The sequence below is a fragment of the Dietzia sp. genome (assembly GCF_036741115.1).
Classification (GTDB): domain Bacteria; phylum Actinomycetota; class Actinomycetes; order Mycobacteriales; family Mycobacteriaceae; genus Dietzia.
On sequence record NZ_DAINST010000001.1, the window covers coordinates 4,545 to 25,914 of the forward strand.

At 69.8% G+C, this 21,370-nt stretch carries 24 protein-coding genes; 11 read left to right on the forward strand and 13 right to left on the reverse strand.

The window, feature by feature from the left end:
* The 5 genes from V7E05_RS00025 to rpmB form a co-directional block, all read right to left on the reverse strand.
* The coding region (locus V7E05_RS00025; protein WP_333617631.1) for an AEC family transporter at nt 1-387 on the reverse strand (387 nt) is incomplete at its 3' end.
* Nucleotides 388-661: 274 nt separating this feature from the next.
* Nucleotides 662-913 (reverse strand): 30S ribosomal protein S18, encoded by a 252-nt coding sequence (gene rpsR, locus V7E05_RS00030; protein ID WP_333617632.1) that lies wholly within the window; start codon nt 911-913, stop codon nt 662-664.
* Between the two features lie 6 nt (nt 914-919).
* Nucleotides 920-1,225 (reverse strand): 30S ribosomal protein S14, encoded by a 306-nt coding sequence (gene rpsN, locus V7E05_RS00035; RefSeq protein ID WP_333617633.1) that lies wholly within the window; start codon nt 1,223-1,225, stop codon nt 920-922.
* 4 nt (nt 1,226-1,229) lie between these two features.
* Nucleotides 1,230-1,394 (reverse strand): 50S ribosomal protein L33, encoded by a 165-nt coding sequence (rpmG, locus tag V7E05_RS00040; RefSeq protein ID WP_333617634.1) that lies wholly within the window; start codon nt 1,392-1,394, stop codon nt 1,230-1,232.
* Complete coding sequence (gene rpmB / locus V7E05_RS00045; protein WP_333617635.1) at nt 1,394-1,630, reverse strand: 50S ribosomal protein L28; 237 nt, start codon at nt 1,628-1,630, stop codon at nt 1,394-1,396. The genes rpmG and rpmB overlap by 1 nt, the downstream gene beginning before the upstream one ends.
* An 825-nt stretch (nt 1,631-2,455) precedes the next feature.
* On the opposite strand from rpmB, the gene V7E05_RS00050 reads away from it, so the two are divergent.
* The 6 genes from V7E05_RS00050 to V7E05_RS00075 all read left to right on the forward strand — a co-directional run bounded on the left by V7E05_RS00050 (nt 2,456) and on the right by V7E05_RS00075 (nt 8,685).
* Nucleotides 2,456-2,716, forward strand: a complete 261-nt coding sequence (locus tag V7E05_RS00050) for a type B 50S ribosomal protein L31 (protein ID WP_333617636.1) — start codon at nt 2,456-2,458, stop codon at nt 2,714-2,716.
* A 71-nt stretch (nt 2,717-2,787) separates the two neighbouring features.
* Nucleotides 2,788-2,958, forward strand: a complete 171-nt coding sequence (rpmF, locus tag V7E05_RS00055; protein WP_333617637.1) for a 50S ribosomal protein L32 — start codon at nt 2,788-2,790, stop codon at nt 2,956-2,958.
* Nucleotides 2,959-3,188: 230 nt separating this feature from the next.
* Nucleotides 3,189-3,872: a response regulator transcription factor gene (locus V7E05_RS00060; RefSeq protein WP_333617638.1), complete on the forward strand. Its 684-nt coding sequence runs from the start codon at nt 3,189-3,191 to the stop codon at nt 3,870-3,872.
* Between the two features lie 215 nt (nt 3,873-4,087).
* A complete protein-coding gene (locus tag V7E05_RS00065; RefSeq protein WP_333617639.1) occupies nt 4,088-5,734 on the forward strand; it encodes a sensor histidine kinase in 1,647 nt (548 codons plus the stop codon).
* Between the two features lie 112 nt (nt 5,735-5,846).
* Nucleotides 5,847-7,511 carry a S1C family serine protease gene (locus V7E05_RS00070; RefSeq protein ID WP_333617640.1) on the forward strand — a complete coding sequence of 555 codons (1,665 nt, stop codon included), beginning with the start codon at nt 5,847-5,849 and terminating at the stop codon, nt 7,509-7,511.
* Nucleotides 7,512-7,722: 211 nt separating this feature from the next.
* Nucleotides 7,723-8,685: a siderophore-interacting protein gene (locus V7E05_RS00075; RefSeq protein WP_333617641.1), complete on the forward strand. Its 963-nt coding sequence runs from the start codon at nt 7,723-7,725 to the stop codon at nt 8,683-8,685.
* Here the strand turns inward: V7E05_RS00075 and V7E05_RS00080 are convergent.
* From V7E05_RS00080 to V7E05_RS00095, 4 genes are all read right to left on the reverse strand, one after another.
* Nucleotides 8,648-9,583: an ABC transporter ATP-binding protein gene (locus V7E05_RS00080; RefSeq protein ID WP_333617642.1), complete on the reverse strand. Its 936-nt coding sequence runs from the start codon at nt 9,581-9,583 to the stop codon at nt 8,648-8,650. The genes V7E05_RS00075 and V7E05_RS00080 overlap by 38 nt on opposite strands.
* 120 nt (nt 9,584-9,703) lie before the next feature.
* On the reverse strand, nt 9,704-10,834 hold the full coding sequence (locus V7E05_RS00085; RefSeq protein WP_333617643.1) for a FecCD family ABC transporter permease: 1,131 nt from the start codon (nt 10,832-10,834) through the stop codon (nt 9,704-9,706).
* Nucleotides 10,831-11,880 (reverse strand): FecCD family ABC transporter permease, encoded by a 1,050-nt coding sequence (locus V7E05_RS00090; protein WP_333617644.1) that lies wholly within the window; start codon nt 11,878-11,880, stop codon nt 10,831-10,833. Before V7E05_RS00090 ends, V7E05_RS00085 begins: the two co-directional genes overlap by 4 nt.
* Before the next feature lie 33 nt (nt 11,881-11,913).
* Nucleotides 11,914-12,873, reverse strand: coding sequence for an ABC transporter substrate-binding protein (locus V7E05_RS00095; protein WP_333617645.1), 960 nt, complete (start codon nt 12,871-12,873; stop codon nt 11,914-11,916).
* 209 nt (nt 12,874-13,082) lie between these two features.
* Between V7E05_RS00095 and V7E05_RS00100 the strand changes: the two genes are divergently transcribed.
* A complete protein-coding gene (locus V7E05_RS00100; RefSeq protein ID WP_333617646.1) occupies nt 13,083-13,646 on the forward strand; it encodes a MogA/MoaB family molybdenum cofactor biosynthesis protein in 564 nt (187 codons plus the stop codon).
* 362 nt (nt 13,647-14,008) lie between these two features.
* Here the strand turns inward: V7E05_RS00100 and mscL are convergent, their stop codons facing one another.
* From mscL to V7E05_RS00120, 4 genes are all read right to left on the reverse strand, one after another.
* Nucleotides 14,009-14,437 (reverse strand): large-conductance mechanosensitive channel protein MscL, encoded by a 429-nt coding sequence (gene mscL / locus V7E05_RS00105; protein WP_333617647.1) that lies wholly within the window; start codon nt 14,435-14,437, stop codon nt 14,009-14,011.
* Between the two features lie 152 nt (nt 14,438-14,589).
* The gene (locus tag V7E05_RS00110; RefSeq protein ID WP_333617648.1) at nt 14,590-15,300 is read right to left on the reverse strand and encodes an SAF domain-containing protein; all 711 of its coding nucleotides are present in this window, start codon (nt 15,298-15,300) and stop codon (nt 14,590-14,592) included.
* A 142-nt stretch (nt 15,301-15,442) separates the two neighbouring features.
* Entirely contained in the window at nt 15,443-15,787 is a 345-nt protein-coding gene (locus V7E05_RS00115; RefSeq protein ID WP_333617649.1) for an FmdB family zinc ribbon protein, read from the reverse strand.
* A gap of 72 nt (nt 15,788-15,859) precedes the next feature.
* A complete protein-coding gene (locus V7E05_RS00120; protein WP_333617650.1) occupies nt 15,860-16,459 on the reverse strand; it encodes a 5-formyltetrahydrofolate cyclo-ligase in 600 nt (199 codons plus the stop codon).
* A 117-nt stretch (nt 16,460-16,576) separates the two neighbouring features.
* On the opposite strand from V7E05_RS00120, the gene V7E05_RS00125 reads away from it, so the two are divergent.
* The 4 genes from V7E05_RS00125 to sepX all read left to right on the forward strand — a co-directional run bounded on the left by V7E05_RS00125 (nt 16,577) and on the right by sepX (nt 21,360).
* The gene (locus tag V7E05_RS00125; protein ID WP_333617651.1) at nt 16,577-17,482 is read left to right on the forward strand and encodes a UTP--glucose-1-phosphate uridylyltransferase; all 906 of its coding nucleotides are present in this window, start codon (nt 16,577-16,579) and stop codon (nt 17,480-17,482) included.
* Between the two features lie 70 nt (nt 17,483-17,552).
* Nucleotides 17,553-19,010 carry a molybdotransferase-like divisome protein Glp gene (gene glp, locus V7E05_RS00130; RefSeq protein WP_333617652.1) on the forward strand — a complete coding sequence of 486 codons (1,458 nt, stop codon included), beginning with the start codon at nt 17,553-17,555 and terminating at the stop codon, nt 19,008-19,010.
* Nucleotides 19,011-19,020: 10 nt separating this feature from the next.
* Nucleotides 19,021-19,683 carry a GNAT family N-acetyltransferase gene (locus V7E05_RS00135; protein WP_333617653.1) on the forward strand — a complete coding sequence of 221 codons (663 nt, stop codon included), beginning with the start codon at nt 19,021-19,023 and terminating at the stop codon, nt 19,681-19,683.
* 312 nt (nt 19,684-19,995) lie between these two features.
* On the forward strand, nt 19,996-21,360 hold the full coding sequence (sepX, locus tag V7E05_RS00140) for a divisome protein SepX/GlpR (RefSeq protein WP_333617654.1): 1,365 nt from the start codon (nt 19,996-19,998) through the stop codon (nt 21,358-21,360).
* Nucleotides 21,361-21,370 lie beyond the last annotated feature (10 nt).

Consider the following 21,370-nt stretch of genomic DNA (forward strand, 5'->3'; position numbering starts at 1 on the left):
CAGCATGAGCGGGGCGACGAACGCGAGGTCGCCGAGGACGTAGAGCGCGATGGGGATGCCGAGGTTCGCGGAGTTGACGTACGAGGCCGACATCGCCCCCATGATGAGCTCGGGGCCTCGCCGGCCGAGGAGCCCACGCGCGATACAGACGTAGAGCGCTGCGATCGCCACCGCCGTGCTCGCGGAGACGAAGAACACGGCGGTGAGAACCTCGCCGATGTCCTTGCGCGCGAGGGAGTCGAGGAGCAGCGCAGGGGTCGCCACGAAGAAGACGAGCCGGTTGAGAGTGAGCTGGCCGTCGGGACCGAGGACGTTGGTTCGGGCGCAGATCCAACCGATCGCGACGACCACCGCGATGACACCGAATCCCGATAGAACACCGAGCACGGCTCTCTCCTTCGGCGGTCGAGGGGCGGGTGGGTCGATTCGGGTGCACGGCGCGCATGGGCCACTACGGCCCGAAATATTGGGTCGCCTGAAATAGCTCGAGACCGAGGCGGGAATCCGGTGAGAGTCGGATTCGGCTCGCGCCTCGGTCTCGTGTGCTGCTATCTGCCCCTGAGGAACTGGCTCGCCCTGGGTTAGGAATCAGGGCCGGGCCGGGACTTGGTGCGCCGCCGGGGCGGCGCGGGATGCTCGGGTGAAATCCGAGCGGACGAACCTACCGGCTCGTGAAGGGGAGGAGCGCCATCTCGCGCGCGTTCTTCACGGCGGTGGCGACCTGACGCTGCTGCTGCGGGGTCAGGCCCGTGACGCGGCGCGAACGGATCTTGCCGCGATCGGAGATGAACGTACGAAGGAGGTTGACGTCCTTGTAGTCGACGGTCTGGATACCGGCCGCCTTCAGCGGGTTCTTCTTGGGGCGGCGCCCCTCCTGGATCCGCGACTTCTTCGGGATGCGCTTGTTAGCCATTGAGTATCACCAGCTCGACTTGGTCACACCGGGCAGCTCGCCACGGTGGGCCATCTCACGCATGCGAACGCGGGAGAGGCCAAACTTACGGAGGTAACCGCGGGGACGGCCGTCCTCGGCGTCGCGGTTGCGAAGACGCACGGGCGAAGCATCGCGCGGCATCTTGTTGAGCGCGGTCTGGGCGTCGAAACGCTCCTCGTCCGAGCTGTTCGGGTTCTTGATGACGGCCTTGAGCTCTGCGCGACGCTCGGCGAATCGCTCCACCTTGGCGCGGCGCTGCTCGTTCTTGGCAATCTTGGACTTCTTTGCCATGTGGCTAGCGCTCCTCTCGGAATTCGACGTGCTTGCGGACGACCGGATCGAACTTCTTCAGCGTGATGCGATCCGGGTTGTTGCGGCGGTTCTTGCGGGTCACGTAGGTGTACCCGGTACCGGCCGTGGACTTGAGCTTGATGATCGGGCGAACGTCGTTACGTGCCATTAGATCTTCTCCCCACGTGCTCGAATGCGGGCAACCACGGACTCGATGCCGTCGCGGTCGATGGTCTTGATGCCCTTGGTCGAGACGTTCAGCGTGATACGCCGACCCTCGGAGGGCAGGTAGTAGCTACGGCGCTGGATGTTCGGGTTCCAGCGACGGTTGGTCCGTCGGTGTGAGTGCGAGACGGACTTACCAAAGCCTGGCTTCCGTCCCGTTACCTGGCAGTACGCCGACATGGCGTGATCTCCTTCTCCCTGGCGGAGGCGAACCGGGGACCTACGAATCGTTCAGCGCGCAGGGGGCCGCAGAACCGAATCGTAAAAATACTGATCCGGAACTCTCGGCCGGCGCAGTGGGGCCGGGCCATCTCCGGGCCGGTCTCAAGGCGCTGGTTGCGTCGTGTTCGTAAGTCCGCCAACAGATGTTCATCTCGCGCAATCGGGCGATAGCAAATGTGCAGACAACAGCGACTGTCTAAGTTACCGTGCGGCCCCGAAAATTGGTAATCGGCAGCTCAGGGCGGTTCTCGCCGCCCTCGCGTGCGCGCGGGCCCTCGGGTGGGCATTTACATACGGTGGCAGAGACAGGTGTCTCAGGCGATCGCGCCTTGGTCGATTGCCGTGGTCGATTCCGGCGATTCCGCGGTGATCTCGCCGTAGTCCCGCCGGAATTGGTAAAGAACGGGCCTCCGAGTACGCTTGACACAAGCGTGTGTGGTGGTGCCGGAATCCACGGTGCCCTCACCTCCAGTGGTCGGCCGCTTCCCATTTCGGGACGGTCGCCGGTCCGCAGGCCCTGGGCCTGCGGTTTCCGCCGTCTTGCGCGGCCACGGGAGGGGCGGGTCCGCCCGGTTACTCCACCTACACGGCGCGTCGAGCGCACGCACTCGCCGTTCGTTTCCCTCCTCGAGGGGGCGGGGCGTCGAGGGCGTCGCCGCGCTTTCGCGGCTTGCTCGTCGGCAGGTTCGGATTCGGTACCGAGGCAGGTATCGGAAACGGCTTTCCGATGGCATGCGCCGCGCGCCAGAAGGTATGAGCCAAGAGCGTTAGGAATCGAAGCAGATGAAGAAGGACATCCACCCCGACTACCACCCGGTGGTCTTCCAGGATGCTGGTACCGGGACCAAGTTCCTCACCCGATCGACCGTCACCTCCGACCGCAAGGTCGAGTGGGAAGACGGTAACGAGTACCCGCTGATCGTCGCCGACGTCACCAGCGAGTCGCACCCGTTCTGGACCGGCGCGCAGCGCGTCATGGATACCGCGGGTCGCGTCGAGAAGTTCCAGCGCCGCTACGGCAACCGCGTCCGCCGCAACAAGTAATCGACCCAGAGGTCGCTCCGCCCACCGGCGGACGGCCCGTGGCCGTGCACACTTTCACGTAAGGAAGAACAATGGCAGTTCCCAAGCGGCGCCTGTCGCGCGCCAACACCCACTCCCGCCGCTCGCAGTGGAAGGCCGATAACGCCGCCCTGCAGACGCAGCGTATCGACGGCCGCGAGGTCACCGTCCCGCGTCGTCTCGTCAAGGCCGTCAAGCTCGGCCTCGTCGACCTCGACCGCTAGTAGCGCCGGCTCGGCGCCACCACACGATTCTCCGAGACGCCGCCCGCCTACGGATCGCCCCTTCACCGGGGCGGCCGGGGCCGGGCGGCGTCTCGTATTTCGCTCTTCGCGGGCACCGCGTCGCCGGACCCGGACCGCTCGCGGACGGCCGCCGGCTTCTGCAATCGTTCTGACCGACCTTTGGGCGCGTACTCAGCGAGCACACAGTCGGGACTGTAAGACTGGGCGTCATGAAAATCCTTGTCGTAGATGACGACCAGGCGGTTCGCGAATCGCTTCGCCGTTCCCTCAGCTTTAACGGATACGAGGTGGAGCTCGCCGGCGACGGCGTGGAGGCCATTGACCACGTCGACTCCAACCGCCCCGATGCGCTCATCCTCGATGTGATGATGCCGAGGCGCGACGGCCTCGAGGTGTGCCGGATCCTCCGCAGTCGCGGGGACGACATCCCGGTGCTCATGCTCACCGCGCGGGATGCGGTCTCGGAGCGTGTCGCCGGACTCGACGCGGGCGCCGACGACTACCTCCAGAAGCCGTTCGCGCTCGAGGAGCTGCTCGCTCGCCTGCGCGCGCTCCTCCGCCGCACCGGCACCGGGGCTGAAGACGAGAACGAGACCCTCCAGTTCGAGGATCTCTCCATGGACCTCGGAACGCGAGAGGTCCGTCGCGGCGAGCGTTCCATTCAGCTCACGCGCACCGAGTTCTCTCTCCTCGAGCTGCTCATGCACAACCCGCGCCGGGTGCTCACCCGTTCCCTCATCCTCGAGGAGGTCTGGGGATACGACTTCCCGACCAGCGGTAACGCGCTCGAGGTCTACATCGGCTACCTCCGCCGCAAGACCGAGGGCGAAGGCGATTCGCGCCTCATCCACACCGTCCGCGGCGTCGGCTACGTCCTGCGGGAGAACCCATAGTGGGACTCTTCGGCGGCCGCCGGAAGCGCCCTTCGGCGCAGACCGGCGGCCCTTCGCCGTACCCGCAGGATCTCCCTGCGGCACCGGCCGCGCAACAGGGGCGGGCGCCACTGCCCGAACACGCCGCGCAGCCGGGTATATCTGCTGTTCCCGGGGCGCAGGGGTACCCCGCGCAGCCCGGCGTACGAGGGCAGCCGGGAACTCCGGTGCCGCCCGTGGATCCCGGGCAATCCACACTGCCCGGGACACCCGAACAGACCGTGCCCGTCGATTCGCCGAACAAGCAGGTGCTCCACGGGCTGCCCCCGCAGGCCGGGAGTCGCGGCCGCCGCGACCGGCAGCGCGCCAGGGCGGACAAGGGCTCCAGGCCCGTCGACCCCGGTTCTGACGCCGGAGTCCTCCCTCTCCCCGCGCCCGGAGTCTCAGAGTCGGCGACCATGCCGTACACCGCGCAGCTTCGGGCCACGCGCCCCCCGATGTCCCTGCGCAGGCGGGTCGCGCTGCTCGCCGCCACCACCGTGGGCGTGGCCGTCGCGCTGATGACGGTCGCCGCGTACTTCGTCGTCACCAACGCACTTGTCGACAATGCGAGCAACCGCCTCGAGCGGCAGGTGGTCTCGATGCTGGAATCGGGCGCCGCCGATTCCGCGAACGCGCAGCCGCGGACCTGGATCTTCGCCGTCACGACCTTCAATCCCGACCTCGAGCCGGTGGTGGTCACGCGCGACGGTCTGGCCTACGGTCCCGATCCGCAGGATCCGTACAAGTTGCCGTTCGAGATCGGGGATTCGGAGCGCGAGGTTATCCAGCACCACGCGGCATCCTCGCTCAATACGGCCGGGGGCAAGCAGATCCTCGCCGTCGCCAATCGCGACGGGTCGACTCTCGTGCTCGCGCAGGACCTCGGGCCGACGCGCGCCGTGCTCAACCGGCTCGCGATCGTCCTGTCGATCGTGGGCGCGCTGGGCATCGTCCTCGCCGCGGCCGCGGGCACGGCGGTGGGGCGGACGGGGCTCGCGCCCGTCGGAAGGCTCACACGCGCCGTCGAGCGCGTGGCGCGGACGGACGACCTGCGGCCCATTCCCGTCGCCGGGGACGACGAGCTCGCGCGCCTCACCTACGCGTTCAACCAGATGCTCCACGCGCTGCAAGAGAGCAGGGAACGACAATCCCGGCTCGTGGCCGATGCCGGGCACGAGCTCAAAACCCCGCTCACCTCGCTGCGCACCAACGCAGAGCTGCTCATCGCGCTCGACAAACCGAACTCGCCGGACATCCCCGAGGCCGAAAAGCGCGCGCTCGAACGGGACATCATCGCGCAGATCGAGGAGCTCTCCACGCTCGTCGGGGATCTCGTCAACCTCGCGCGGCACGATGCCGGGGCGGAGACCATCGAGCTGATCGACCTCGAAGACGTCGTCGAGTCCGCCCTCGAGCGGGCGCGCCGCCGCCGCAAGAACGTGACCTTCGACGTGCAGACGATGCACTGGTACATCTACGGCGACGAGTCCGCCTGGGAGCGGGCGGTGCTCAACCTTTGCGACAACGCGGCCAAGTGGTCGCCCGAGGGTGGGACGGTGTCGGTGCGGATGGCCGCGTCCGGCGGGCTGCTCTCCCTCGACGTCTCCGACCAGGGCCCGGGCATTCCGGAGTCCGATCGCGCTCTCGTCTTCGAGCGCTTCTATCGCGCCACCGAATCGCGGACCATGCCGGGCTCCGGCCTGGGGCTCGCAATCGTCCGGCAGGTCGTGGTCAAACACGGCGGGACCATCGAGGCGCGCGAGGCCGAAGGCGGTGGCGCACAACTGCATATGGAGGTTCCGGGAACACCGGAGCGGCCAGCGGACTCCACCACTGGGTAGATAGCGGAAGCACGGGCACCGGGCCGGGATCTTCTGCGATCCCCCTCGATTCCCACGAGCATCCCACACGGCTCACAGACACTGCACAGCCAGGAAGCGAATCATCGACAGCATGGATAGCAACGAGAGCACCCCATCGGGCAACGGCGCGGCCGGCAGTCGCGGAGGCGCGGACACCGGCGGCGCCGAAGGGGCCCGCACCGAATCGCCGGGCACCGCGCAGGGCGCGGGCGCCAACGGGGCCGAGGGCGCTACCCCGCAGGGCGCGGCGCCGAAAGGCGCGCACGGCACCGAGGCCACCCGGGAATTCCCTGCGGGCGCGGGGCAGGCGGGCCGGCCGGAAGGCATCGGTAATCGGGCAGCCTCTACGCATGTAGGGCAGCCCCCGCAGGGCGGCTACGGCAACCCGGGCAACCCCGGAGCACCGGGCCAGCCCGCGCATCCCGGGCACCCCGGCGCACCGGGCCAGCCGACCCAGCAGTTCCAATTCGGCCGCCAGCAGGGCCCCGGCTACCCGGGCGGCTTCGGCTACCCGGTGGGCGGCGCACACGGTGCGCCGGGCGCGCAGGGAGCCCAGCCCGGAACCCAGCCCGGCGGGGGAGCGATCCCGCCGTACGCACCCCAGCCGGGCGCGGAGTTCGGTGGCCCGCAGGACCCGATGCAGCAGCCCTACGGCTACAACGGGCAGGAGCTCGCCGCGAAGAAGAAGTCCCCGAAGGCGCTCACGGCGCTGGGGATCGTCGCCGCGATGGTCATCGCGGGCGGGGTCGGCGGCGTCGTCGGCGCGAACATGAGCCACTCGGGCGGTTCGAGCATCATCGGCAGCTCGTCGGGAGCGCAGGCGGTCCCCGCGTCGGAGCCCACCGACGGCACCGTCGAGTCGGTCGCGGAGAAGGTCTTGCCCTCGGTGGTGTCCATCGCCGCGGTCGGTCCCAGCGGTGGAGGCGAGGGGTCGGGGATCATCATCTCCGGCGACGGAAAGATCCTCACCAACAACCACGTCGTCGCGGCGGGCGGTAACGGGGGGCAGCTCCAGGTCTCGTTCAACGACGGTTCGATGGCGGAAGCCACCGTCGTGGGCACCGATCCGACCTCGGACATCGCCGTCATCCAGGTCAAGGACAAGACGGGTCTGCAGCCGATCAACATCGGCACGTCCTCCAACCTCAAGGTCGGTCAGGACGTCGTCGCCATCGGCTCGCCACTCGGCCTCTCGGGGACCGTCACCACAGGCATCGTCTCCTCGCTCAACCGCCCGGTCATGGCCGGCGGCGCGGAATCCGGGCAATCGACGGTCATCGACGCCGTCCAGACCGACGCGGCGATCAACCCCGGCAACTCCGGCGGCGCGCTGGTCGACATGGGCGGCAACCTCGTGGGCATGAATTCCGCGATCGCCTCGCTCGGCAGCGGGCAGGAGAGCGGCTCGATCGGTCTCGGCTTCGCAATCCCCGTTGAGCAGGCGCAGCGCATCGCGCAGCAGCTCATCGACCAGGGCTTCGCGACCCGCGCTGTACTCGGCGCGAGCGTGCGCAGCGACTCGACGGTCGCCGGCGCGCAGATCGACGGCGTGCAGCAGGGCAGCGCCGCGGACAAGGCCGGGATCCCGGACAAGGCCGTGGTCACCAAGCTCGACGACCGCACCATCGATTCCGGCGACGCGCTCGTCGCTGCCGTGCGCTCGAAGAGCCCGGGCGACAAGGTCCAGATCACCTACCACGAGGGCGAAAACGGCCCCGAGAAAACCGTCGAGGTGACCCTCGGCGAGGCCAAGTAGGCGCCCCGCGATAGATGTCCGCCGGCATCGACGGACGTCGGCAAACAACGGCCCGCCCCTGCTCCAGGGGCGGGCCGTTCGCCGCAAGGAGCGGCCGAGCGCGCCATGTCGGGGTCCACACGCCAGGCCACGACCCGCAGGGCGAATTAGGTAAGGCTAAGGAACTATCGGGTAGCCTGAGGCGACACTCGTCGAGAGGAAGACCGCGCCTATGGCCACCGTCGCCGCCCGCCCCGCCTTCAGGCTGTTCCGCACGCGGATCGCGTCGATCGACGCGAGCCGCCCGAGCCTCGTTCGGCTCGCGCTCACGGCGGACTCGCTCGAGCACTTCGGCCGCGCGGGCCTGGATCAGCGGATCAAGCTCGTCTTCCCACCGTATGACGACGAAGCGGACGCCCATCTGCCCATGCCGGACCTGGGCCCCGAAGAATTCGCCGAGCCAACGGGGATGGTGCAGCTCTACAAGTCGACGATGGCTTTGGACACCCCTCCGGTGTGGCGCACCTACACCGTGCGCCGTATCGATCCCGAGCGCCGCGTCCTCGAGGTCGACCTCGTGCTCCACGGCAGCACCAGCCCATCGGCCCGCTGGCTGCGCGGCGCGCGAATCGGCGACGAGCTCGTCGTGGTGGGCCCGGACGCGCGCTCGGAGAATTCGCGGTCCGGAATCGAGTGGAACCCGGGAAGCGCACGCAGGATCCTCGTCGCAGGCGACGAGACGGCTCTCCCCGCGATCGCGGGAATCGCAGAGTCGGGAACGCTGCCGGACGCCACCGACAGCACGGTGTGCATCGTCGTCGAGGCGGGCGACCCCGCGGACATCGAGGACTTCCCCATCGCGCCCGGCTGGGAAGTCCGCCGGGTGATCCGCGGTCAGGGCGACACCCCGGGGGAACGCCTCGAGGCAGAGGTCCGGGCGCTCCTCGAGGAGCGACCCGGGCTGCTCGCGCACGCCGATGGGCCGCCGGCAGAAGAGGGCTCGGGGGTCCCGGAGGGGGCCGAGGCGGTCTGGGATACCGCGGACTCCGCCGTCACCACGGGTTCCTATGCGTGGCTCGCGGGGGAGGCCGGCGCGGTGACGCGTCTGCGGCGCCATCTCGTCCGTGACCTCGGCGTGGACAAGCGCGCCGTGTCCTTTATGGGGTACTGGAAGCTGGGCTCGGCCGCGAGCTGAGCGAGTACCCGGACGTCGTGCGGGGCACGATGATCGGCACGTCGCTCTTCGGATCGGCGACGATATCGGCCTTGAGGCCGTAGACCTCGTCGAGCGTGTCCGCGGTGAGCACCTCGGCGGGCGTGCCGTCGGCGACGATCTCGCCGGAGCGCATCATCACCATGCGGTCGGAGAACATCCCGGCGAGCATGAGGTCGTGGAGCACCATGACGACCGTGCGGCCCGCGCGCGCAACAGATCGGACGAGATCGAGCATCTCCACCGCGTGCGCCGGGTCGAGGTAGGTGGTCGGCTCGTCGAGGAGAAGCACCGGCGTCTCCTGCGCGAGCGCCATGGCGAACCATGCCCGCTGCCGCTGCCCGCCCGAGAGCGAGGCGACGTCGCGGTCGAGCAGCTCGGTGAGCTGCGTGCTCTCGGCCGACTCGAAGACCCTCTCGCGGTCGTGGGCGGACTCGCCGCGCCAACGGTCGCGGTGCGGGTAGCGGCCGCGCGCGATGAGCTCGCCGACTCGCAGCCCCTCCGGCGCGATCGGCGTCTGCGGCTGCAGTGCTATGCGCAGCGCTGCCTCTCGCGGCTTGAGCGAGAACACGTCGTCCGTGCCGATGTGGACCGTCCCCGCGCGAGGCGCGAGCAGCCGGGAGACGCTCCGCAGCAGCGTCGACTTGCCGCAGCCGTTGGGCCCGAGGAGTGTGGTGACCTCTCCCGGATTCGCCGTGAGCGAGACCCCCTTGACGATGTCGGGGCCATGGTCGTAGCCCGAGCGGAGCCCGTCGATGACGACGTTAGTCGGGACCGCCGCAGGGGAATCCCGGTGCGTGAGTGGCGCGTCGCGCTCGGCGTTCGGATCGGCGCCGTCGGCGGCGGGTGCCGGGTTCTGGGGCTTGGGCTTAGGCGTCATGAGAGGCCTTTCTCTCGGGCGACCCGGCCGGGGTCTGCGGTGCGACGAGGTTCGTGGTGGCGCCGACGGTGGTGCGCGGGGGAGTGCCCGGTCGTCTATGACGGCGGAGGTGCCGCGGCATCACGCGGACCCGCGGATCCGGAAGAGCGTCAGACCCACGAGGGTGAGCCCACCCGCGATCGACGTGATGAGCCCGACCGGCGCCGACACCGGGAGGATCTCGGCGATGACGCCGCACACCGCGAGCACCGCCGCGCCCGCCGCCGCCGAGGTCCATTGCGGCGGCGTGGGGGAACGGGAGACGAGCCGCGCGAGGTGCGGGCCGACGAGCGAGACGAAGACGACGGGCCCGACCACGGACACCGTGACCGCGACCAGGCCGGATGCGCACACGAGCAGGACCGCCCGGACGCGGGCGACGTCGATGCCGAGGGACAGGATGGTGTCGTCGTCGTGTGCGAGAAACGGGACCTGCCGGCCGACGATGGTGGCGACGAGGAGGAAGGGGATGAGCCCGAGGACGAGCGGGAGCAGCGAGTCCTGGCGCACCATGCCCGTCGAACCCGCGAGCCAGAGCTGCGCCGAGGACGCGCGATTGAGATCCGTGCGCAGCAGCATGTACGACACCGCCGACTGACACATGAGCGCGAGGGCGAAGCCTATGAGAACGATGCGCTTGGACTCCCCAAAGCCGCCGAGCGCGACGAGCAACCCGAGGATGATGAGCGCGCCCACCACCGCGAGCCCTGCGCGCGGCCAGAACGAATCGAGCGAGAGGCCCATCGCGGGGCCGATGAGCGTCATGCCGCCGACGACCGCTACGGAGGCGCCGCCGGAGACTCCGAGGAAATCGGGGGAGGCGAGCGGGTTACGGGACATCGTGATGGTCCACGAACCCGCAAGGCCCAATGCCGCGCCGACGACGACCGTGGTGATCGCGACGGGGAGGCGGAGGTCCCACACGATGTTCACCACCTGGCGGGTGCCGCCGCCGGTGAGCGCGTCGATGACCTCGAGCGGGGAGAGCTTCGTGGGCCCGAGGCTAAGAAGCGCGATGTAGGCGAGCGCGGCGACCACGGCGAAGGCGAGGGTCGCGATCCACGGGTGTCCGGCGCGTGGCACCCGCGGGGCGGTGGAGCGCGCAGTGTCGGGGCCATGCGGCCGCTCCGGCTTCCCCGGCCGCTCTGCGCCCGGTTCGCCGCCGCCGGCAGGGGGCGGCGGGGGCATGTCGGTGCGGACGTCCGTCGTCATCGACCGACCCCCTTCGACACGGCGAGGATGAGGAGCGGGGCTCCGAAGAACGCGAGGACGACTGAGACCTCGAGCTCGCCCGGCTGGAACACCAGCCTGCCGACGATGTCGCCGAGGACAGTGACGGCCGCGCCGGTGAGCGCGACGGGCACGAGCATGCGGGTGAGCGAGGGGCCGGTGAATCGGCGGACCAGGTGCGGTGCCGCGAAGCCGACGAAGACAATAGGTCCGACCGCGGCGGTGGTGAGGCCCGCGAGGACGACCACGACGACGCCGGCGAGCGTGCGGGTCGTGGTCGGCGAGCTGCCGAGGCCGGCGGCCGCGTCGTCGCCGAGGGCGAGGACGTCCATGGGCCGCGCGATGCACGCGGCGAGGGCGAGCCCGATGAGGAGCCCGGTGAGCGCGATGGCGATGTCGGTGCCTCCGCGCCCCACCGTCGAGCCGACGACCCACTGCCGCATGGCGTCGAGCACGGATGAGGACTGCAGAGCGACGAGCGTCGAGCCGGCGCCGAGTGCGGTGGTGAGGCCGAAGCCCACGAGGATCAGGGAGATGGGGTCCTGTGTGCGGCGCGTGGTGAGCACGACGACGGCGGCGACAGCCGCCGCGCCGATGATCGCGCCGAAGGCGCCCCATGCGCCGCCCGCGAGGCCGAAGCCGTAGAACAGGGCGACGACGAACGAGGCGCCCGAGGTGATCCCGATGATGCCGGGGTCGGCGAGCGGGTTGCGCGTCCACGACTGCGAGAACGCGCCGGCGACGGCGAGGGATGCCCCCGCGGCGGCGGCGAGCACCGTGCGAGGGAAGCGGAGGTCCCAGACGAGGATGTGGATATCGCTAGTCTCCGCGTGGGGGCCGGCGAGGAGGGCGCCGATGACGTCGCCGACAGACGTCCACCGCGCGCCGAGGAACAGCGAGGCCACCGCCGCCACGACGAATGCCGCGGCGGCGATGCCGATGACGAGGGCGAGCGGAGTCCCCGCCGATGTGGGCGAGAGGGAGTTCGGTCGCGCCACATCGGGGCCGGTGGAGAGGGCTGTGCTCACTGGTGGTCCTCGCGCGGTCTTCTGGCTCTTCGCCTACTTGACGGCGCCCGAGAGCCGGTCGAGCGCCCACGGGATGGTGAGCGGGTTCGGCATGCTCATCGCGTTGCCGACCTCCTGCGGGATGTACGTGACCCGGCCGGTCTTGACGACGTCGAGGTTCTTGAACGCTTCGTTCTCCTTGAGCTTATTCTCCTCCCCGCCGTACTCGAGCACGAAGAGCTGGTCGACCTCGTCGAGCGAGGCGTAGTTCTCCGGGGAGATGTCGACGAAGAACGATCCGTCCTGGGCCTTTTGGAGGTCTTCGGGGATGGTGTAGCCCATCTCCGTGATGAAGGTGCCGCGGCCATCTCCCTCGGTGTAGAGGCCGAGCTTGCCCGCGTAGGGCATGACGATGGCGGCCTTCTTGCCCTCGGCCTCCGGGTGCGTGGAGCGGTACTCGTCGAATTTCGCGGTGGACTCGTCGATGAGGCGGTCGGCCTCGCCGCTCTTGCTCACGGCTTCGGCGACTCCGCGGATCTGGTCCTTCCACGGGATCTGCCAGTCGGTGAACTCGGGATCGTGGGTCTCGACCGGGGCGATGGCCTCGAGGTCCTTCTTCGCCTGCGCGTCGACGGCCTGGTTGATCGCGACGATATTGGTCGGCGCGGCCGAGGTGATCTGCTCGATCGCCTGGGCGGTGAATCCCTGGCCGAGGTTCTCGACGATCACGGGCTCGGGGCCGGTGAAGGCGTCGGCGGCCCACGGCCCGACGCCCTTGGCGCCGGTATCGGCGCTGGTGCCGAACGGGGCGACGACCGTGGGTTGGATGCCGAGCGCGAGGAGGGTGTCAGCGTCGCCGAAGCCGAGCGCCGCGACCGACTGGGTCTTCGCGTCGGTGGACTCCCCGGAGCCGGTGTCTCCGTCGGACTTCGAGCAGGCGGTGAGGCCCGCGACCGCGACGGCGGCGATGCCGATCGAGGAGAGGAGCTTCCTCCGAGTGACGTTGGTGTTCAAGGCGGGACTCTCCTGTGTGCGGGTGACGGGTCGGGGAACGAGACATCCGAGTCTTTGGGCTTCGGCGGTAGGGAAGCCTTAGCTAAAGACGATCAGGGTGACCACGGTAATCCCATGCGAGTTCGGTTCACAAGCGCCGGACCTCGTTCGGTCGAATCGATCGTGCGCGACCGGGGAGAAGTGTCACCGGGGAGTGATAACCTACGGCCATGAATGACAAGGCGCATGCTGGCCGGGCACTGGTGGTCGTCGTCGATGATGAGGTGTCGAACCACCCCGATAACGTCGGCGGGCTCGTGTCCGAGTTGCTCGCGGAAGACGGGTTCATCGTCGATGCCGTCGTCGGCGTCCGCAGCGATATCGACGAGGTGCGCCATGCGCTGGAGACCGCGGTCGTGGGCGGCGTCGATGCCGTGATCACGCTCGGTGGCACCGGCGCCGGCCTCAGGGATGTCACGCCCGAGGCCACCGAGGACATTCTCGACCGTCGCCTCCCGGGCATCGAGCAGGCGATCCGCTTCTCGGCCATCGGCGCTTCCGTGATCGACGCGGTCACTTCCCGCGGCGTCGCCGGGATCTCGGGCAGCACCGTGATCGTCAACATGGCCTGCTCGCGCGCGGCGATCCGCGATGGCATGTCCACGGTGGCTCCGCTCGTCGCCTACGTTGTCGGCGAGCTCTCGGAGGAATTCGAGGGTCTGGACGACGAACTCCCGGAGCTCGACGAGGACCCGGAGTTCTCCGAGGCCGATATGGACTTCTCCCGGAGCTGAGCGGCCCGGAATTGTCTGGAGTCCGCAGGTACTAGGCAGCGATGAGTGTGTCCGGTAAGCCTGGCGAAAGTACGGGTGAGGTAACCGGGGCCGAGGACGAAGCTGAATCTGGGCCTCGCGATGGCGCGGTCACGCGCAACGAATCGGGAGACAGAGCCGAGGCGCTGTCCCGTGCGCGGGCGAGGGCCCGCCGCGCGAAGGTCTTCGGCAGCATGTACCCGGGGCAGGGGAGCGCTCCCGCTTCGGGAGGCTTCGATGCCCGCCATTACGAAGAAGGGCGCCCGCCGCACCACGGAGGGTGAGGCGGGCGCCGCAGGGCGTCCGGCGAATTCTCGGACGCCCGGAATTCCAGGAACGGGGACCTAGGAGTCGCTCGGGTCGTAGTCCGGGTGCTTCGGGTGCTCGAGCGGACGGCCGGCGAGCAGGTCGCGGATCTCCGTGAGGAGCTCGTTGTCCGTGGCGGGCGCATCGGCCCCTTCGTCCTTGGCCATACGGGCCTTCATCGTGTTCATCGGGAGCACGAGGACGAAGTAGATGACGGCAGCGATGAGCAGGAAGTTGATCGCAGCGGTGATGACCGAACCGAAGTCGAGCGTGGTCTTCGGGTTGCTGTCGAGGATCTGGTAGGCGAAGCCCACCTCGCTGTTGCCGCCGAGCAGCGCGACGAGCGGGTTGACGATGCCGTCGGTGAACGCCGTGACGATCGCGGTGAACGCGCCGCCGATGACAACGGCGACCGCGAGGTCGACGACGTTGCCCTGCATGATGAATTCCTTGAAGCCCTTGAGCATGATTCTCCCTTTTGCGCTTGTGTCGGGTTCGACGCTGTTTCGGGCATACACCGAGTTCGCAACGAACGAACGGAGATTATCAAGAGAAAGCCAGCCAGTTCTAGGGTTGGACGCTCCTGGACGGGAATTACATGCGCGGTCGGCGGCGAAACCTATTCCGCGATGATGAGTGCGAGCGGCACCTCCAGCCCGGCTTGGGCGAGAACCGGCGCCTGAGCTGCAGGAACGCTGAGTGCGACCGTCCCCGAGGTGTTACCACGAGAATCATGCGGCACTTTGGTAACAATAGCCCCGGCGATGAGAGGCTCTCGCGGCAACGACGGCGATGCGGGAGCTCCGGGCCCTTCCCCGGATTCGCCTCGCGGGCTTTCGCGCGCGAGGTCCCGCGTGAAGTCCCCAGAGCCGGCGTCCCCCGCGTAGACGTCGACCGTTCCGCCTTCGCGGAGCAGGGGGAGAGTGCCGGGATCGGCAACGGGGACGGACACGATCCGGTTCTGGCCGCGCGGCGGCTCGTCCCGGGGGCCGGCTATCGCGCCGGAGGTGAGGATCTCGCCGCGCCCGATCGGGGCGGAGAGCGCGGCGCCCGCCGCGGCCTCCGGGGTGAGCGCCGACTCGGGCACGAGCTCGGGCGGGGCCTCGCGCTCGGAAAGGTCGGAGTCGGCAAGGACGTGTCCGGCGTCGAGATCGGAGCGGGCGACGAGCACCGTGCGGCTCACCGATGGACCGGCGAAGTGGGCGAGGGCGGCGGCGAGGACGAGCGCGAGCGCCGCGAGCTGACGCCACCTCCGGCGCAGGCGAAGGGAGTCCAGGGGAGTACGCGCGCCGGAACTCCGGCGGAACTCCGTAGGCGGGGAGCGAAACACTGGCGACGTCCTCGGGGCGCTGGGCGAAACCTGACGCCACGGACCCTATGGCCGCCCGACACCCCGAGGTCGGGGGAAGCGACCGAAACAGCAACCGCTGTGGACGCCGCTAACCCCTGTGGAACCGGACTCGGGGCGTGGGCTAGGACGAAGAAGAGGAGCCGGACGTCGACGACGACGTAGACGAAGCCGACGACGAACCCGCAGAGCCCGACCCCGACCCCGAGTTCGAGGAGGAAGAAGAGGACGAGGGCTCGGACGTCGAGGAGGAAGTGGAACCTGCGCCGTCAGAACCGGTCGAGCGGCCTTCGGAGCGGCTGTCGTTTCGGTAGAAACCGGAGCCCTTGAACGTGATCCCCACCGAGTTGAACAGCTTGCGTAGCGTGCCGCCGCAATTGGGGCATTCGGTGAGTGAGGGGTCGGAGAACTCCTGCCGGATATCGAACGCCTCGCCACAGTCACGGCATTTATAGGAGTACATCGGCATGTCGTTCTTTCCCCTTCTAGGTGCAGGCGCCCGACGAGGCGCGACCGCCGAGAATTTTATTCCCTCCCGTCGCTAGCGAGGAAATCGATGGAGGCCTTCTTCGGTGATCACGGCGTCGACACGGAGATCGTGCGGCTCGACCGGCACCGAGGGGAGCACGTCCCCGGCATCGAGCACGCATACGAGCTCGGCGCCGGGGCGCACGCCGCCGAGTGTCTGGTCGTAGTAGCCGCCGCCGCGGCCGAGGCGCCGGCCGTGGAGGTCGACTGCCACGGCCGGGACGAGAACGGCGTCGGCCTCGGCAATCACGCCCGCGCCCAGCGCAGGGCCCTGTGGCTCGGGGATCCCGAAGCGCCCGGGGGAGAGGTCAGTAGCGGAATCGAACTCGGCCCAGTCGAGTGGGCCGGGCTCGCCGGTCACGGGAAGGAGCACGCGGACGCCGGCGTGGTGGAGTGCCGAGGGCAGGTCAGGGCCGCCGGCCTCGCCGAGCGAGGGGACGAACGCGCAGATGGTGGCTGCGGGGCGGAGTGTGGCGATGTAGGAGAGGAGGACGCGGCTGATCTCGGCGTCGTTGGTGAGCCGCAGATCCTCGTGGACACTCTCGCGCCGGGCGCGGACCGAGGCGCGGACCTCGCGTTTCGCGTTGGCCGGGGTGGTGGGGGTGTCGAGCATCCTCTCACAGTAGGCCTTTGGGGGACCGCGGTAAACACACCGGTGAACACTCGGTGTGGCGGCGTGGCGCGCCGCGCGCCTCGGTTCCGGCGCGTCGTCCATAGCTATGCTGTCGGCATGACTTTTGCGGGATCCCCCAATGGAAATGCCCAGTTCGCCACTGCGGTCGTGCCGGCCGCCGGCCTCGGGACGCGTTTCCTCCCGGCTACGAAAACGGTGCCGAAGGAGCTGCTGCCGGTCGTCGACACGCCGGGCATCGAGCTCATCGCGGAGGAGGCCGCCGCTGCGGGTGCGGGCCGCCTCGCCATCGTCACCTCCGAGCGCAAGGTCGGGGTCATGGCGCACTTTTCCGAGGATCCCACCCTTGAGGGCACGCTCGAGAGGCGCGGCAAGGATGTGCTGCTACACAAGGTCAAGCGTGCCCCCGGGCTCATCGAGGTCGAGTCCGTGCGCCAGGAGCGTCCGCTGGGCCTGGGGCACGCGATCGGGCTCGTCGAACAGATCCTCGATGACTCCGAGGAAGCTGTCGCAGTGCTTCTCCCGGACGACCTCGTCCTTCCCATGGGCGTGCTCGAGCGCATGTCCGAGGTGCGCCGCCAGCACGGCGGCACGGTGCTCTGCGCGTTCGAGGTGCCCGAGGACCAGGTCTCCTCGTACGGCGTGTTCGCCACCGAGGACACCGATGACTCTGACGTCAAAAAGGTGACCGGGATGGTGGAGAAGCCCGCCGTCGAAGACGCGCCCTCGAACCTAGCCGCCGCAGGCCGTTACCTTCTGGACCGCGCGATCTTCGATGCGCTGCGCGAAATCGGCCCCGGCGCCGGCGGTGAGTACCAGGTCACCGACGCCATCGCGCTGCTCATCGAGCAGGGGCACCCAGTGCACGTGGTCGTTCACGATGGCCCGCGCCACGACCTCGGCAACCCCGGCGGCTATATCAAGGCCTGCGTCGACTTCGCGCTCCGTTCCGATGCCTACGGTGCGGACCTGCGGGAATGGCTCGGTGAGCGGCTGCAGGATTAGGGAGGCGCGGCCTCTGCCGTCAACCTGCACCAACCGCCCAAGACCCGACCCCGAGACGAGGATGGAATACATGCGCTCGGTCGCCGATCAGCTTGCGGAGATCACCGCCTCCGCGATGAGCCCCCGCCCCGTGCGCGTCGGCATCTTCGACGCGCTCGGGCTGCTGTGCGCCGAAGAGGTCGTCGCCGAGCGCCCTCTGCCCTCGTTCGACCAGGCCGCGATCGACGGATACGCGGTTCGCTCCGTGGACCTCGCCCCTCCGCGTTCGGGTCGGGCAGCAAACGACGCCGGAGCTCCCATCGCCCCCGCCGCCGCGGACCCGACGGACGGTCGCGTTGGCTTCGCGGCGGAGCTCGATGACGATGCAGAGGGACCCGGAATCCGGGAGGCCGGGGAATTCGGCCCCGAGTCGGCCGACGAACTCGACGACGCGGAATTCGACGAGCGCGAAGCCGGGAACGAGGCCCCGGCGGTGGAGGAACCGCGCCGTGTGCTCTCGGTGGTCGGCCAGACCACAGCGGGGTCGGCCGCCGCCGCGACGATGAGCGCCCTGCAGTGCGTCCGCGTCGACACCGGAGCGCCGCTCCCGACGGTCGCCGATGCCGTTCTTCCGCTCAACTGGGCGGGGGAGCGGCAGGGCAGCCGCGGGCTCGAGATCGAGGCGCGCCGCCGCGTGCTTTCAGGGCAATTCGTGCGCCGCGTGGGCGACGACGTCCAGCCCGGCGACGTCGCCGTCCGCCAGGGCACCGTGATCGGCGCCCCGCAGGTCGGCCTCCTCGCCTCGGTCGGACGCTCGCGGGTTCTCGTCCACCCGAAGCCGCGCGTCGCGATCCTCTCGATCGGCGACGAGCTCGTCGACATCGACAGGATGCCCGCGCCCGGGCAGGTCTACGACGTGTCGAGCTACGCGCTGGCCGCCGCGGCCGGGGACGCGGGCGCCGACGTCCACCGGGTGGGCATCGTCTCCACCGAGCCCTCCCGATTCCGCGAGGTCCTCGCCGATCAGCTGATCCGCTCCGAGCTCGTGGTGATCTCCGGCGCCGTCGGCGGCGAGGCGACGAGCCGCGCCCGGCAGGTGATGCGCGAATTCGGCAACCTCGACCTCTTCCGCGCCGCGATGCACCCGGGCTCCGTGCAGGGCTTCGGCCGGCTAGGCCGCGACGAGGTGCCTACGTTCCTGCTTCCCTCGAACCCGGCGAGCGCGCTCGTCGTCTTCGAGGTCATGGTGCGCCCGCTCGTCCGCATCTCGCTGGGCAAGAGGCAGTCCGCGCGCCGCATCGTCCGCGCGCGAAGCGTCGCGCCGATCACCTCGATTGAGGGGCGCCACGGCTATCTGCGCGGTCAGCTGATGCGCGACGACGAGACCGGCCGCTACCTCGTGCGCGCGTTCGGCGGCGCCGACGGCGCGTCTACGCACCTCTTGGCCGCTCTCTCCGAGGCCAACTGCCTGGTCTCCATCCCGCCGGAGACGACACATGTCCGGGCGGGCGACGAAGTCGACGTCATGTTCCTGGCCCAGAGGGGCTAGCGTCGCGGGCATGGCCGATATCCGCACGACCGACGTCAGGAAGGCGTTCGAGGCCCTGCCTCCCACCGCGCTGCAGGTGGGGGAGGAGCTCGTGCGCCTGCGACCGGCCCGGCGAGGGGACGTCGCCGAGTGGGCTCGGCTTCGATCGGTGGGCCGCGGGCACCTCGAGCGGTGGGAGCCGCAGCTCGAGGAACCGTGGGAGAAGGTGTACGCGCCGCGGCGGCTCAAGGGCGCGCTGCGGGCGCAGCGGCAGGGGGCGAAATCCGGGCGGATGCTCGTGCTCGCCGTCGACGTGAACGGGCGCTTTGCCGGCGAGGTATCGATCGGCGGGATCGTGCGCGGCGCGAACCAGTCGGGCTGGCTCGGGTACTGGATCGGCGAGGAGTACGCGGGTCGGGGGATCGGGACGGCCGCCGTCGCGATGGTCCTGGACGTCGCCTTCGGTGCGCTGGGCATCGAGCGGGTCGAAGCGACGGTCAAGCCGGACAATGCCGCGTCGATCGCCGTGCTCGAGCGGCTCGGCTTCCTCGAGGAAGGGAGGCTGCGGAACCACCTGCGCATCGGCGGGGCGCGGCGCGATCATCTGCTGTACGCGGCGCTGCTCACCGAGCGGATGCTGCCCGCGGCCAAGGATCTCGAGCTGTCGGGACGGGTGCGCCGGGTCGAGGGATGAGTGCCCGGGCGGAGCGATCGGGGCTGAGTCTCCGGGGCCGAACGTCGGGGGATGCATGCTGCACGGCGCGCTCGGCGCAGACCGATCAATGCGCGCTTAGACGTCGCGGCACGGCGCCTCTGCGCGTTAGGGAAAAACTCAGCAGCATAATCCTTGAGTCTCCGGCGGCGTGCCTGCGGTAACGGCGGCGTGCGAACTCATAGCGTATGCCTCACCGCTTCCCTTCCGGCCACCCGCGATAGACGGCCCATTGGGGACCACGCGGATGGACACACTGGGGAAGCCCCGTAAGACCTCGAGGGAAGGCTATTCATGTCGAGCTCGCTGCTGATCGTCGTGTTGGGCGCGGTCTGGCTGTTCGTGCTTGCGCCGATGGCGATCCGCGCACGCCGGCCGATCCGCCGCACGGGTGACGGACTGGCGCAGACCCGCACGCTCCATGCCGGGGGCGGCCGCAAGCTGCAGCCGCGCCGGGGCCGGGTGTCGGCCGCCGCGGAGGACGAGCCCGAGGACGTCGAGCTCTTCGGGCTTCCCTCGGGCGTCGGTTCCACGGACGCCGAGCTCGTCGAGGCCGATTCGTGGCTCGCCCGCCTCGACGAGGACCGCGCCCGCCACCTCGCCGAGACCCGCAGCAAGCGCCTCCGCAGCGCGATCGCGAACCGCGACGCAGTGCGGCCCGCCCGCGTCCGCACCGGGAGCGAGGAGTCCGCTCCCGCTGCCGAGGAGGTCGCGGCTTCGGCGACGGCCGAGCGCGGTGCCGAGCGGACCGCGGCCGTCGAGTCCACGCCGGCCGAGACTGCCGCCGCGGCCACTCCCGCCAAGTCCTCCCGCTTCGAGGTGACGGCGGCCTTTGCGCCTTCCGCCGCCGAGGTGGCAGCGGAGAGCGCCGCAGTTGCCGCCGCCGAGCGCGAGGCTGCGGCCGAGGCCCGCCGCGCCGCCGAGCTCGAGTCGGAGAAAGCCCGCATCGAGGCCGCGGCCGAGACCCGTGCCGCCGAGTCGACGTACGTGGTCGACGGCGAGGTATTCGAGTTCGCAGAAGAGGACGAGGTCGCCGAGGCCCGCGAGGACCACGGCCCCAGCCTCCGCGAGCGCGCCGAGGCCGCGCACGCCGCCCGTCTCGCCGCCCGCGAGGCCGAGCGTCCCGCCGAGCTCGACGACGCCGACTACGACTTCGTCGAGCGCCGCCGGGGCCGCGGCGTCTACGACCCGCGCGCCGATTCCGAGGCGGCCGCGCGCCGTGCGGTCCGCCGTCAGCGCACGACCATCGGCCTGCTCGCGTTCGTGATCCTCTTCGCCGTTCTCGCGATGTCCGTGACCCCGCACCTGTGGTCGGTCGCCGCCCTCGGCGCCGTGGTGATGGCGGCTTACCTCTGGTCGCTGCGCAAGCAGGTCAAAGCCGAGCAGCGCCTCCGCGCGCGCCGTACCGAGCGCCTGCGTCGCGCCCGGCTCGGGGTCGAATCGCGGCATGACGTCGAGCTGTCCGTGGTTCCCCAGCGGCTGCGCCGCCCGGGTTCGGTCGTCCTCGAGGTCGACGACGAGGACCCGGTCTTCGATCACCTCGAGTCCGCGCAGACCGTGGCGCGCGCCGATCGCGCACGCGCCGGTGCGGAGGCGGCCGAGCGGTCCGATTCCCGCAGCGCCCGCTCCGCGCGGCAGCCGGCCCGCCGAGCGGTCTAGCTGCGCAGAC